This is a genomic window from Rhodosalinus sp. (assembly GCF_041685465.1).
Classification (GTDB): Bacteria; Pseudomonadota; Alphaproteobacteria; order Rhodobacterales; family Rhodobacteraceae; genus Rhodosalinus.
The window spans coordinates 1-12,921 of sequence record NZ_JAWLFS010000067.1 but is presented as its reverse complement, the minus strand read 5'-3'; the positions used below and the strand labels follow the sequence as shown (position 1 = coordinate 12,921).

Below are 12,921 nucleotides of genomic sequence, written 5' to 3'. Positions count from 1 at the left end.
CCGCCCTGCGCCGGGTGGCCCGTGTACAGGATCTCGATACGCGCGCGCCTCCTCGCGACGCCAGACCCGGAGGAGGCCCGCGCCATCGCCGAGCGGCTCGACGCGCGCAACCGAGAGCACCGCGCGATCGAAGCCCGGATGCGAAACGCTGCCCTCGCATAGGCGCAGGCGCCGGGCGGTGCGCGGCCCGAGCCCGTCTAGGCGCTGAAGGCGGCAGGCCGCTATGGCGCCCTGCCCCGCGCCCGCGTCGCGTTCGGCTCGCTCGACGTCCGCCATGCCCGGCGGGTGGGCAGGTCTCACCGCAGGCTCGACCTCGACGACGGGGAGGGCGGACGGATCGGGGCGATTGCCTCCGGTGCCGGCGACGGTCCTCTCGGCTTCCGCCCAGAGGCGCACGGCAGCGCGCGCGTCCACGTCGCCGGCCGGCTCGACCTCAGGCATTGTCAGGGCCGCAGCCGCGTCGACATCCACCTCGAGGACCACGCCGAGACCAGCTGATGCCCCGGCGGAGCATCCGCCCCGGCGCGCGAAATTTCCTCTTGCAGAAGCGCGCCGGTTTTCCTATCAGGCGCCTCACGGTACGGCCCGTTCGTCTATCGGTTAGGACGCCAGGTTTTCAACCTGGAAAGAGGGGTTCGATTCCCCTACGGGCTGCCACCTTATCCTGTATCATGTTGAATTGCCTCCGTTTTTCGGGGTTGAAGGTCCGACCTTGCCGATAGGTTGGACAACCGGAGCGTCCGTCAGACGGGACAGACCGCTATCAGCCAGACGCCCGCGATCTGCTTTCTTCGTGTAGGTGATGCCCTCCGCATTGGTCTTGTGGGCGAGATACGCCATGACTTCGTCGGGCGAACCGCCCTTATTGACGATGCGTGTCGCCTGCCCCTTGCGGATGCCGTGAAGGCTGCAATGCGGAAGGCCCGCCGCCTTGCACTGATCCTTGAACCAGTTGCCCAGCATCTCGGGCTTGTAGGGCAGCCCCTTCCCGTGATGGATCAGGACCATCAGGTCGCGGGGAAGGTGGACGACAGCCGCAGGCCAGAGTGGATCACCTACCCTCCAGCAAGTAAGCCACTGGCACCGGCCACACGCCTGCACCCATGGTCATCTCCGAAAACCGTATCACGGTCTGATGCCCGCGGGCCGGATCGTTTCGAGCGCAGGGCGAGTTACGGCCGCCCCGTGCTGCGCCGGTCATGGATCGGTCACGCCTCGTCCCGTGGGGTTATGCGACGGCGCTGGCATAAGCGCGCCAGCCTCCGAAGTGCGTGATGTCCTCGGCATCGACCGTTGCGGAGGCTTCGACGAGGAAACCCTGTACGTGCTCCCCATGTTCGAGCTCCACCGTCCCGATGCAGAGCGGCGCGGGCACGCTCGCCATCAAGTCTCCGAATGCGCGCGCCGGGAGCGCCCAGATTTCCAGGTCGACGGCCCCACCCTTTTCGCCGCGCAGCAGCCCCGGTCGCGTGGGTGGACCGCCGGGCAAGGCGAAGAGCCGGTAGCAGGGGGCGGTGCGTTCGACGCTCAGGAAACGCGCGCCGCGCGACGTGAGCTCATGGTTCAGCGGCATGCCGGAGAGATGCGCGCCGACGACCGCGAGCGCGATCTCGTCGGGCATCGGGGCGGGCCGGGCCTCGGTGCGGCGCGCAGCGACCTGCGTGGCGGTGGTCTCTGCGGCACGCCGCTCGACCTGCCGCGCCACGGCCGCGGCCAGCCCGTCCTGACCGGCCGGCGCGAGAAGGGTCAGGCTTCCGGGGCGTCCGTCGTCCTGCAATCCCGTGGGCACGGCGATGCCGCAGAGATCCATCAGGTTGACGAAGTTGGTATAGGTCCCGAGGCGCGTGTTCGGCCCCACGGGATCCGCCTCGAGATCGGCGAGCGAATACGCGGTCGGGATCGTCGGCACCGCCAGCAGATCGACCGTGTCGAGCGACGGCGCGGCCTGACGCTTGAGCGCCTCGAGACGATATATCCCCCGGAAGGCGTCCGCGGCCGAAAGACGGTCGGCCGCGCCCACGATCCGCCGCGTGACCGGGTGCACCGCCTCCGCGTCGCGGCGTAGAAGGTCCTCGATCACCGTCATGCGCTCGGCCACCCAAGCGCCCTCGTAAAGCATCCCCGCGACTTCGAAGAACGGGGTGAAGTCCAGTTCCACGATCTCGGCGCCCAGGCCGGCGAGCCGCTCGGTATCCGCCTCGAACGCCCGCGCCCGGGCGGTGTCGCCGAAAAACTCCAGGGTCGCGGCGTCGGGCACGCCGACGCGGAGCGACGGCGGTGCCGGAGCCAGAGGCCGCACGGGAAATGCACGGCTGTAGGGATCCTCGGCGTCGAAGGCGGCCGCGGCGCGGTATGCCGTCCATGCGTCCTCGACCGTGGCTGCGAAGATCGACACCGTGTCGAGCGTGCGGCAGGCCGGCACGACCCCGGAGGCGGAGATCGCGCCGAGGCTGGGCTTGAGGCCGACGATATCGTTCAGCGCCGCGGGCACCCGGCCCGAGCCGGCGGTATCGGTCCCGAGCGCGAAGGAGACGATCCCGCGCGCGACCGAGACCGCCGAGCCCGAGGACGACCCGCCGGGCACCAGCGCCGGGTCCACGGCGTTCCGCGGCGCGGGATGGGGTGTGCGCACGCCGACGAGGCCGGTGGCGAACTGGTCGAGGTTGGTCTTGCCGAGAGGGATTGCCCCCGCCGCCCGGAGCCGCGCGATCACGGTGGCGTCCGCGGCCGCGTCGTAGGCGAAGGCCGGACAGGCGGCGGTCGTCGGACAGCCGGCCACGTCGATATTGTCCTTGACCGCGAAGGGCAGCCCCCAGAGCGGGAAGGTCGCCGGATCGAAGGGCGGCAGCGCGGCCGCCTCGGCGGCCAGATCGCCCGGATCGCGCAGGTGCAGGAAGATGCCCGGATCCTCCGCGGCGGCCAGCCGCGCGAGAGATGCGTCGATCACCGCATTGGGCGAGACGCCCTCCGCGTAGGCCGCGTGCAGCGACGCGATGTCGAAAGGCAGGTCCTCGAGTGTGCTCACGTAGTCGTCTCCTCGTCCAGAAACCGCACCGGGCGCTCCCATTGAATGAGCACCACGCATCCACTCTCGGACCAGACGGAATGCGTGCTGCCCTCCGGGTTCAGGATCAGCGTTCCGGCAGTGTAATCGCCCCGCTCGTCGCTCTGCACGCCGTCGAGCACGAGGATCGTCTCGAGCCCCGTGTGTTCGTGCCGCGGCACGGCCGCGCCGGGCGCGTAGCGCAGGAGCGCGACGCCCGGGTCGGCCTCGCGCAGGCGGCAGATGTCGATGCCGGGGCGGAACGGCCGGAAGTCCATCCCCTGCCAGCCGCCATCGAGAAGCCCCGAAAAATGGCTGGGGCAGGCAACAGCGCTATCCATGCGCCGCCTCCGGCGCCGTGCAGGCCTGCGCGATCTCGGACACGGTCGCCGTCCAGCCGACGATCGCACCCTGCGCGCGGACCATGTCGAGCGTCGTTGCCTTGAAGGCGGGGAAGTAGCTTTCGGTCGCGTCCTCGGCGAGGAGACACTCGAACCCGCGGTCGTTCGCCTCGCGCATGGTGGTCTGCACGCAGACCTCGGTGGTGACACCGGCAAGGATCAGGCTGCGCGTGCCGAGCCGGGCGAGATGCGCGGACAGGTCCGTGGCGTGGAAGGCCCCCTTGCCCGGCTTGTCGATCACGATCTCGCCCGGGCGCGGGGCGAGCTCCGGCAGGATTTCGGCACCGGGTTCTCCGGCGATGAGCACCCGTCCCATCGGGCCCGCGTCTCCGATCCGGAGCGCGGGCGCGCCGCGGTCGCGCTTGGCCGGCGGGCAGTCCGACAGGTCGGGGCGGTGGCATTCCCGGGTGTGGATGACCGGCAGACCGGCCGCGCGGGCGACCGAGAGCAGGCGCGCGACGTCCGGAACGATGGCCCGGAGCGGGCGCACGTCGTTGCCGAGCGCGGCGCCGAAGCCACCCTCCTCGATGAAATCGCGCTGCATGTCGATGACGATCAGCGCCGTGGCGGCCGGATCGAAGCGGAACGGGAAGGGCCGCGCGCCCGCGATCTCCCTCATGCGTGACCTCCCATGTGGCGCCCGATCTCGGCGCGGTCGGCCTCGGCCGCCGGCCTGTCACAGGCGATGCGGCCCTCGGACATGACCAGAACCCGGTCTGCGAGCTCCATGATCTCGTCGAGGTCTTCCGACATCAGCAGCACCGCGGCGCCGGCGTTGCGCGCGGCCATGATCCGCGCGCGGATCTCCGCGACGGCGGTGAAATCGAGCCCGAAGCAGGGGTTCGAGATCACCAGCAGGTCGACGTCGCCCGTCAGCTCGCGGGCCAGCACCGCGCGCTGGACGTTGCCGCCAGAAAGCGCCGCCATGGGCGCGTCGAGCGAGGCGGCCTTGACCTTGAATTCGGCCACCAGCTCGGCCGCGCGACGGCGCATCTCGCGCCCGGACAGCCAGAAGCGCGTGCCGGATCCGTTCAGGTCGAAGCTGCGGAAGGCGATGTTCTCCGTCACCGACATGCGCGGCGCGCAGGCGGTGCGCAGCGGTTCCTCAGGCAGGTAGCGCACGGCCCGGCTGCGCGCCTCTTCGCGCGTGGCGCCGTAGGGGGCGCCCTTGACGCGGATCTCGCCCGAAAGCGCGGGGCGCTGGCCGGTCAGCACCTCCATCAGCTCCATCTGGCCGTTGCCGGAAATGCCGGCGACGCCGACGATCTCGCCCGCCCGGACGGTGAGCGCGTCGATTGCGATGTCCTTCAGGCCGGAGCGGTCGCGCGCACGCACGCCGTCCACCTCGAGCACCGGCGCCCCCGGCGCGCCGGCGCGCGGGGCGGGCCGGGCCAGCTCGGCGTCGCCCATCATCATGCACGCCATGTCCTCATGGGTCAGGTCGGCCACCCGGCCCCCGCCCACCAGACGACCGCGGCGCAGCACCGAGACGTCGTCGGCATAGGCCGTCACCTCGCGGAACTTGTGGGTGATCATGAGCACGGTGATGGCGCCCGCCGCGCAGAGCGCCTTCACGTGGCCCAGCACCTCGTCGGCCTCGTCGGGCGTGAGCACCGAGGTCGGCTCGTCGAGGATCAGAAACCGCCGGCCGAGATAGAGCTGTTTCAGGATCTCCAGCTTCTGCTTTTCGCCCGCCGAGAGCGCCCGCACCGGCTGATCGAGCGGCACGGCGAAGGGCATGGCGGCCATGAACCGCTCGAGCGCGGCCAGTTCCGGGCGCCAGTCGATCACGCGGGGCGCGTCCTCGCGCGCGATGACGAGGTTCTCGGCCGCCGTCAGCGAGGGAACCAGCGTGAAATGCTGGTAGACCATCCCGAGGCCGAGTGCATGCGCGTCCCGCGGATCGGCGATGCGCGCCTCGCGCCCATCCACCAGCATCTGACCGGACGTGGCGTGGTAGAAGCCCATCATGCACTTCACGAGCGTCGACTTGCCTGCCCCGTTCTCGCCGAGAAGCGCGTGGAACGTCCCGGGCGCGACGCGGATCGACACGTCGTCGAGCGCCGTGAAGGCGCCGAACCGCATGGTCATGCCCAGCGTCTCGACGCCCAGCGCGCCCTGGGGCGTATGGGTGGGCGCACTCATGGAAGCGCTGCGATCAGGGCGCCGCTCTCGGCCACCGCGCCGAACACGCCGCCCTGCATCGTCACCATCTTCAGCGCAGCCTCGTGATTGCCCCTGTCGGTCGCGCCGCAGCAATCGGCCAGCACGAGGCATTCGAAGCCCCGGTCGTTCGCCTCGCGCATGGTGGTGGAGACGCAGACATCCGTCGTGATCCCGCAGAGCACGAGGTTGTCGATGCCGCGCGTCCGGAGGATCAGCTCGAGATCGGTCGCGCAGAAGCTGCCCTTGCCGGGCTTGTCGATGACGGTCTCGCCGGGCAGCGGGGCGAGGTCGGGGATGATCTCCCACCCCGGCTCGCCGCGCACGAGGATCCTGCCGCAGGGGCCCGGATCGCCGATCCCCGCCCCGATCCGCTGCGAGCGCCACCGCTTGTTGGCGGGAAGGTCCGCGAGGTCCGGCCGGTGCCCCTCGCGGGTGTGCAAGATGTGGTAGCCCTTCGCGCGCATCGCGGCGAGCACCGCCCTGATCGGTTCGATCGGCGCGCGGGTGAGCGACAGGTCGTAGCCCATCGCGTCGACGTAGCCGCCCTTGCCGCAAAAATCGGTCTGCATGTCGATGACGATCAGCCCCGTGTTCTCGGGGCGCAGATCGCCGTTCCAAGGCCAGGCGTAGGGGTCGGCCGCGACAGTGTGCTGCACCGCGTCCTTCATTCCGCCGCCTCCGACGCCGTCTCTCCGTAGCGCCGCGTCGGCTCCGGGAAGCCGCAGGAGGTGCCGTCGGTCACCTGCACCTCGTTCTCCCAGGGCAGGCGATAGCGGCCGGCGGCGAGATCGTGCATGTAGGTGTAGGGGCAGTCCTGCGCGCCGCCCTCGACCGCGACGAAGCCGCGGTGGCCGAGCTGGTAGATGTTGTTCTCCACGCCCCAGTTGGCGCGGGCCTCGCGGACCAGATCCGGGCGCACCTCCGCCGTGATGATCTCGTCGGCGCGGCCCGACGTGCCGTGGGCCAGAACCGTGCCGTCGAAATCGACGATCATGCCCTCGCCCATCGAGTCGAAGGTCCCGTCCGAACCGGCCATGCAGACATTCGCCGTCACCATGAGATTGCAGAAGGCGTTGCTCTGGTTGGTGAAGCGCCAGCTGTCGCGGATCGGCGCGGTGTAGCCCGCCGTGCGCAGCATGATCTCGGCGCCCTTGTAGGCGCACTCGCGCGCCATTTCGGGGAACATCCCGTCGTGGCAGATGATGAGCGCGAGCTTCGCGCCCTTCGGCCCGTCGATCACCGGGATGCCGAGGTCGCCGGGCTCCCACGGCTCCACGGGCACCCAGGGGTGCAGCTTGCGGTAGTAGAGCTGCACCTCGCCCGCCGGATCGATCACGATCCCGGTGTTGTAGGGATAGCCGCCCGGGTTCGCTTCCATGATCGAGAAGCAGCCCCAGATGTCGTTGTCGATGCAGGCCTGCTTGAAGGCGGCCACTTCGGGGCCGTCCATGCTGCACATGATCTCGGGGGTCGTGTCCATCGAGAGGCCGTGCAGCGCGTATTCGGGGAACACGACGAGATCCATCGTCGGCATGTTGCGCCGCGCCTTGCCCACCATCTCCACGATCTTCTCGGTCTGCGCGGCGAGATGCGCCTCTGTCTCCACCACCGGCAACGCGAGCTGCACCACGCCGACGACCACGCCGTTCGGGCTCTTGTTGAGACCACCCAATCCGTTCATCTTCGTCTCCCTATTTCGTGATGGACAGCTCGGCCGGCGCCCCGGTCATCGCCCGGTTCGGCGAGGAGGTGGCGATCAGCACGGCGAGCGTGAGGACGTAAGGCGCAGCATAGAAGAGGTAGTACCCTTCGGTGACACCCACCGACTGAAGGGCCGGTCCGAGCGCGCCTGCGCCGCCGAAGAGGATCGCGGCCCAGAAGCAGGCGATCGGGTTCCAGCGCGCGAAGATGACCAGCGCCACGGCCATGAGCCCCTGTCCCGACGAGATGCCCTCGTTCCAGCTGCCCGGGTAGAACAGCGACAGGTAGGCCCCGCCGACGCCCGCGAAGGCGCCGCCCGCCGCCGTGGCGAGCGTGCGGATCACGGCCGGGCGCAGACCCATGGCGCGCGCGGCGTCGGTGGAGTCGCCCACGACGCGGATCAGCAGTCCGACGCGGGTGGATCGCAGCATCCACCAGAGCGCCACCGCCGCGACGAGCCCCACCAGGAAAAGGACGTTCACCCGCAGGGCCGACTGGACTTGCGGGCGCTCCGCCCACCAGCCGAGCGGGATCGCCGGAAGATCGGGCGCGACAGGCTGGATGAATGGTTTGCCGAAGTAGAACGCGAGCCCCATACCCAGCAGCATCAGCGCGATGCCGATCGCGATGTCGTTGACCCGCGGCAGCGAGCAGAGCACGCCATGGACGAGGCCGAAGACCGACCCTGCCGCAGCGGCGGCCAGCACGCCGGCCCAGGCGGAGCCGGTCATGAAGGCCACCGCGTAGCCCGACATCGCGCCGAACACGAGCGTGCCCTCGAGACCGAGGTTGATCCGCCCCGAGCGCTCCGTGAGAACCTCTCCGAGCGACACGAAGAGGAAAGGCGTCGAGACGCGGATGGCGCCGCCGAGAATCGCGAGCGGGATCGCCCAGAGGCCGAGATCGCTGTCCATCAGGTGGCGCTCCATCTTTCCGGTGCGAAGACCCTGAACCGCCCGTAGAGCGTCTCCGACACGAGGATCGCGACGAAGACGAACCCCTGCAGCACGAGCACCGTGGCATCGGGCAGGTCCATCCGGCGCTGCACGAGGCCCGACGACGCCTCGAAACCGGCCAGAAGGATCGCCACGGGTATGATCGCCAGCGGGTTGTGGCGCGCCAGGAACGCCACGAGGATGCCGGTGTATCCGAACCCGGCGACGATCGAGCCGTTGGCCGCTCCGTGCACGGCCGAGACCTCGATCATCCCGGCGAGGCCGGCGAAGGCTCCGCCGAGCGCGGTGAAGGCCACGATCAACCGGCCCACCGGCAGCCCCTGGACCTGCGCGGCCCGGACGTTGCCGCCCGCGATGCGCGCGGCGAAGCCCCATGTCGTCCGCTCGATGAGTACCCAGGCCAGCACACAGGCCACGACGCCCGCCGCGAAGCCCCAGTGCACGTCCATCCCGGGCATGTCCCCGATCCGCAAATGATCGGCGAGAGGCGGCGTCGACGGCTTGTTGAGCGACGCAGGGTCACGCAGCGGCCCTTCCACCAGATGATTCATGAGGGCGATCGCTATGTAAGCCATGAGCAGGCTGGCGATCGTCTCGTTCACGCCGCGCCAGTGGCGCAGCGCCCCCACCGCGCCGATCCAGACCGCCCCGGCGAGGCCGCCCGCCAGCGCCAGCAGCAGGAGGCCGAGGAGGCCGGGCATCCCCGCGAGGATCCCCGCGACAGCCCCCGCCGTCACGCCGCCGATCACGATGGCGCCCTCGCCCCCGATCACGATCAGGCCGAGCCGCGCCGGCAGCGCGACGCAGAGGGCGGCCAGCAGAAGGGGCGCAGCCCGCGACAGCGTGTTCTGCCATGAGAACCACGTGCCGAAGCCCGCCTTGTAGACCAGTCCGTAGAAATCCGCCGGCGACTTGCCCTGCGTCAGCAGGAACAGCCCGAAAACGGCGAGCCCGGCCAGAAGCGCGCCGAGGGGGATGACCACCGCCTCCGACCGGCGGGCCAGCGCGGCGAGCCAGCCGTCCGGCGCGAGCGACAGGCGCAGGCGCGCCCCCGTGTCGCGGTCGGTGATGGCCATGACGTCCCCCTCGCCCGGATCAGGAGGTCGAGCCGACGACGCCTTCGACGAGGTAGTCCATTCGCTCGAGCGCCACGTCGGTCTCCGCGAAGGCCTCGCCCTCGGCGGCGATCACGTTGCCCTTGTTGTCCTTGAGCGGCCCCCTGATGACGGCGAAACCGCCCTTGAGGATCTCGGCCTTCGTCGCCTCGAACTGGTTGCGCGCGGCGTCCGACACCGCGGACCCGAGCGGGGACATCTTGACGAAGCCCTCGGCGAGGCCGCCGCGGACGAAGTTCGGGATCGGTTCGCCGGCCATGGTCGCGCGCACCATGCCGGTGTAGACCTCCGCCCAGTTCCACTCGGCGCCGGTCAGATACTGCTCCGGCGCGAGCGCCGTCTGATCGGCGTGATAGCCGTTGAGGAACATGCCCCGCTGGGCGGCCGTCTCCATCACCACTTTCGGGCCGTCCACATGGCAGGTGACGACGTCGCACCCGGCGTCGGCCAGCGCGTTGGTCGCCTCGGCCTCCTTGACGGCGAGCGACCACTCGCCGGTGAAGATCACCTGGCAGGTGATCTCCGGGTCCACAGCGCGGGCGCCGAGCAGATAGGCGTTGATGTTCAGCAGAACCTGCGGGATCGGCTTCGCTGCGACGAAGCCGATCTTCTTCGTCTGCGTGGCATGACCGGCGGTGATTCCGTTCAGGTATTGCCCCGTGCCGATGTAGCCGAAGTAGGAGCCGACGTTTTCGGGATGCACGCCCTCTTCCCAGAGGCCGCCGCAATGCTGGAAGCGCAGCTCGGGATAGTTCGGCGCGACCTCGAGGATATGCGGATCGAAGTAGCCGAAGGACGTCGGGAAGAGCAGCGTCGCCCCGTCGAAATTGATCATCGATTCCATCGATTTCTGCGCGTCGGTGGTCTCGGCGACGTTCTCCTCTTCGACCACCGTGACGCCCTCGAGCTCCTTGACGGCGGCGGCGCCCTCGGCATGGGCCTGATTGTAGCCGAAATCGTCACGCGCGCCGACGTAGATGAAACCCACGGTCAGGTTGCCGGAGGCCGCCGCACGGCGCGGCAACGGCCCGAGCGCGGCGGCCCCTGCGAGGGCGGCGCCGCCCTTGAGAACCGCGCGGCGGGAAAGCGGGGTCTGGGTCATGAGGGTGTCTCCCTGTTGGTCTGTCGGGCGGCCTGCCGGAGGGCGGCGCGGTCCTGTCGTTCGTGGTTGCACCCTGTGTCAGATTGTGTGCTGCTGTCGTCTGCTAAGTTTGCAGCAGACCGATGCACGAAATGCACCACCGGGCCGGGGCCGACATGACCAACCGCCATCTGATGCCGCTGGCCTACGTCGACGTGATCGCGCGGGCCGGCTCGATCCGGAAGGCGGCCGACCGGCTGTCGATCACCTCCACGGCGCTCAACAGGCGCGTTCTGGCGCTCGAGGAGGAGCTCGGCGTGCCGATTTTCGAAAGGCTGCCTCGCGGGGTGCGCCTCAATACGGCCGGGGAGCTCCTGATCGCCCACATCCGGGCCCAGATGTCGGACTTCGAGAAGCTCAAGAGCCAGCTCTCGGATCTCGCCGGCGAGCGGCGGGGGCATGTGGCCATTGCCTGCTCGCAGGCCCTCCTGCCCTACTTCCTGCCCGAGTGCATCTCGGCCTATCGCCGGGCGCATCCGGCCGTGACCTTCGGCGTGGCGGTACGCGACCGTCAGGCGGCCGAGCAGGCGCTCGTCGATCTCTCCTCCGATATCGCGCTCGTCTTCGAGCCGGTCCGCATGCGGGAGATCCAGGTGCTGATCGCGGTGCGTCAGCAGATCCATGCCGTCATGGCGGCCGATCACCCGCTGGCGGAGCGCGCGACGGTCCGCTTGCGCGACTGCGCCGCGTTCCCCGTCGGGCTGCCCGCCCAGCAATACGGGGTACGGCATTTGCTGGACATGGCGCTCGTCAGGTCATCCGTGGAGCTGTCCGTCGCGCTCGAGGCCGATACCTTCGAGTTCCTGCGCCATTATCCGGCGCACGAGCACCTCGTCTCCTTCCAGATCCCCGTGGGGCTGCCGATGTCCGGGGACCGTGACGACATCGTTTCGCGCCCCGTGGACACCCGCGACATTCCGGAGGGCACGCTTTACCTGTGCCAGTTGCGCGGCCGGACACTGCCCGTCGCCGCCGCCAAGTTCGCCGCGGACATCGAACGCGGCCTCGAAGAGCTCTATGCGTGACGCGCTGGCCTCATGACCTTCGGGCACTCGGGACGGCAGGGCCGGACGGAGCCTGATGCCCTGAAGTCGCGGGAGCATCCGACCCTGCACGCTTGGGCGGCGGATCGGCCGGCGGTGCGGTCGCCATGTCGGTGACGGACCTGGACCCCGCCCGCCATTGGAAGGCCGGCGTCGACAGCCAGCCCGAGGCGGGCGAGGTCACCGCCCGCATCATGCGTCGCACGGTGGATCGCGAGCTGGCCCGCACCCACACCGCCACCCGCGCCGGCGTGGCCAGCGCCGACGCGGGCGACGTCGCGGAGAAGCTGGTCGCGGTGCTGCGGCGCACCCCCGATGGCGCGCGCCGCGACTGGCGAGTGGACATCCCGACCGGCACGCTTGTTGCGCTGGACCCGCCCGACCTGTCAGAGGCGCTTGGCGCGCTCGCCGAGAATGCCGCGCGCCACGCCCGATCCCGCGTATCCCTGTCCGCAAGCGCGCAGCAGCGACGGGTCCTGCTGAGCGTCACGGACGACGGTCCGGGCATTCCGCCCGAGCGTCGCGCGGCGCTGGTCGCCCGACATGGCCACGCCGACGAGACGGGCACGGGCCTCGGGCTCGCCATCGCCGCAGAAACCGCCGAGGCCGCAGGCAGACGACTGACCCTGTCCGACGCCGATCCCGGCCTGATCGACCGGCTGGTCGCGTCGGGCCGGTATCAGCACGCGCCCGAGGCCTTGCGGGCGGGACTGCGCCTGCTCGAACGCGAAGAGGCCGAGCTTGGAGACCTGCGCCGGCGCCTGACGCGCGGGCTTGAAGAGGCTCGGAGCGGCCGACTGGCCGATGGAAGCGGCCAGGACGCCATCCGCCGCGCCTTCGACGCCGCGCGCGACAGGTCCTGATGCCGAAACCCTGGCGGCTCACGCGCGGCGCGGAAGCGTCACCCATCGACAGTGCGCGCTGGACGGTCGAGACCTTCGGACTGCGACAGGCCTCCGCCTATGAAGAGGACCTGGTCGCGACCTGTTTCGCGATCGCGGAGGGCACCGCCCTGTCACAGGATTGCCGTCGGCTCATCGATCCGGATCTGCCCGAAGATCTGCGGTTCACACGCGCCGATCAGCATTTCGTCGTTTCCGTCGAGGACGCCGACCCGGTGATCGTTGTCGATGTCCTGCACAGCCGGTCCGATCTGCCGCGACGGCTGGCGAGTCCGCCGCCGAAAGTCAAGACGGGCCACTGATGCCCGGTTCGGTCCGGACCAGCCGGACCCGGCATGCCCACACCACGCGAAACCATCCGCGCCGCGCCGAATGCGCGCCTTTCGGCAATGCGCGCCGTGACCTTCCAGCAGGCCACTTGGTCGGCGACGATCGAGACGCCGCTGGGGATCA

Annotated in this window: 14 protein-coding genes and 1 tRNA gene; 4 read left to right on the top strand and 11 right to left on the bottom strand. The window is 69.9% G+C overall.

Annotated elements, in window-relative coordinates; genetic code table 11:
- On the bottom strand, positions 1 to 483 hold a 483-nt coding region (locus tag ACESL7_RS06450), incomplete at its 3' end, for a hypothetical protein (protein WP_372892495.1).
- A gap of 99 nt (positions 484 to 582) precedes the next feature.
- Here ACESL7_RS06450 and ACESL7_RS06445 point away from each other — a divergent pair.
- Positions 583 to 657 (top strand) — tRNA-Glu (locus ACESL7_RS06445).
- Between the two features lie 12 nt (positions 658 to 669).
- On the opposite strand, the gene ACESL7_RS06440 is transcribed toward ACESL7_RS06445, so the two are convergent.
- The 10 genes from ACESL7_RS06440 to ACESL7_RS06395 all read right to left on the bottom strand — a co-directional run bounded on the left by ACESL7_RS06440 (position 670) and on the right by ACESL7_RS06395 (position 10,484).
- Entirely contained in the window at positions 670 to 1,008 is a 339-nt protein-coding gene (locus ACESL7_RS06440; RefSeq protein WP_372892494.1) for a tyrosine-type recombinase/integrase, read from the bottom strand.
- Between the two features lie 220 nt (positions 1,009 to 1,228).
- Positions 1,229 to 3,025, bottom strand: a complete 1,797-nt coding sequence (atzF, locus tag ACESL7_RS06435) for an allophanate hydrolase (protein ID WP_372892493.1) — start codon at positions 3,023 to 3,025, stop codon at positions 1,229 to 1,231.
- The gene (locus tag ACESL7_RS06430; protein WP_372892492.1) at positions 3,022 to 3,384 is read right to left on the bottom strand and encodes a cupin domain-containing protein; all 363 of its coding nucleotides are present in this window, start codon (positions 3,382 to 3,384) and stop codon (positions 3,022 to 3,024) included. The genes atzF and ACESL7_RS06430 overlap by 4 nt, the downstream gene beginning before the upstream one ends.
- Positions 3,377 to 4,063 (bottom strand): cysteine hydrolase family protein, encoded by a 687-nt coding sequence (locus ACESL7_RS06425; protein WP_372892491.1) that lies wholly within the window; start codon positions 4,061 to 4,063, stop codon positions 3,377 to 3,379. The genes ACESL7_RS06430 and ACESL7_RS06425 overlap by 8 nt, the downstream gene beginning before the upstream one ends.
- The gene (locus ACESL7_RS06420) at positions 4,060 to 5,589 is read right to left on the bottom strand and encodes an ABC transporter ATP-binding protein (RefSeq protein WP_372892490.1); all 1,530 of its coding nucleotides are present in this window, start codon (positions 5,587 to 5,589) and stop codon (positions 4,060 to 4,062) included. The genes ACESL7_RS06425 and ACESL7_RS06420 overlap by 4 nt, the downstream gene beginning before the upstream one ends.
- The gene (biuH, locus tag ACESL7_RS06415) at positions 5,586 to 6,278 is read right to left on the bottom strand and encodes a biuret amidohydrolase (RefSeq protein ID WP_372892489.1); all 693 of its coding nucleotides are present in this window, start codon (positions 6,276 to 6,278) and stop codon (positions 5,586 to 5,588) included. Before biuH ends, ACESL7_RS06420 begins: the two co-directional genes overlap by 4 nt.
- Positions 6,275 to 7,291, bottom strand: coding sequence for a formamidase (locus tag ACESL7_RS06410; protein ID WP_372892488.1), 1,017 nt, complete (start codon positions 7,289 to 7,291; stop codon positions 6,275 to 6,277). The genes biuH and ACESL7_RS06410 overlap by 4 nt, the downstream gene beginning before the upstream one ends.
- A 10-nt stretch (positions 7,292 to 7,301) precedes the next feature.
- Positions 7,302 to 8,225, bottom strand: coding sequence for an ABC transporter permease (locus ACESL7_RS06405; RefSeq protein WP_372892487.1), 924 nt, complete (start codon positions 8,223 to 8,225; stop codon positions 7,302 to 7,304).
- Positions 8,225 to 9,343, bottom strand: a complete 1,119-nt coding sequence (locus ACESL7_RS06400; RefSeq protein WP_372892486.1) for an ABC transporter permease — start codon at positions 9,341 to 9,343, stop codon at positions 8,225 to 8,227. The genes ACESL7_RS06405 and ACESL7_RS06400 overlap by 1 nt, the downstream gene beginning before the upstream one ends.
- 19 nt (positions 9,344 to 9,362) lie before the next feature.
- Positions 9,363 to 10,484, bottom strand: a complete 1,122-nt coding sequence (locus ACESL7_RS06395) for a BMP family ABC transporter substrate-binding protein (protein WP_372892485.1) — start codon at positions 10,482 to 10,484, stop codon at positions 9,363 to 9,365.
- Positions 10,485 to 10,639: 155 nt separating this feature from the next.
- Here ACESL7_RS06395 and ACESL7_RS06390 point away from each other — a divergent pair, with 155 nt between their 5' ends.
- From ACESL7_RS06390 to ACESL7_RS06380, 3 genes are all read left to right on the top strand, one after another.
- Positions 10,640 to 11,548 (top strand): LysR family transcriptional regulator, encoded by a 909-nt coding sequence (locus ACESL7_RS06390; protein ID WP_372892484.1) that lies wholly within the window; start codon positions 10,640 to 10,642, stop codon positions 11,546 to 11,548.
- A gap of 125 nt (positions 11,549 to 11,673) precedes the next feature.
- The gene (locus ACESL7_RS06385; protein ID WP_372892483.1) at positions 11,674 to 12,429 is read left to right on the top strand and encodes a type II toxin-antitoxin system ParD family antitoxin; all 756 of its coding nucleotides are present in this window, start codon (positions 11,674 to 11,676) and stop codon (positions 12,427 to 12,429) included.
- Entirely contained in the window at positions 12,429 to 12,770 is a 342-nt protein-coding gene (locus ACESL7_RS06380; protein WP_372892482.1) for a type II toxin-antitoxin system RelE/ParE family toxin, read from the top strand. Before ACESL7_RS06385 ends, ACESL7_RS06380 begins: the two co-directional genes overlap by 1 nt.
- The last annotated feature ends 151 nt before the right edge of the window (positions 12,771 to 12,921 follow it).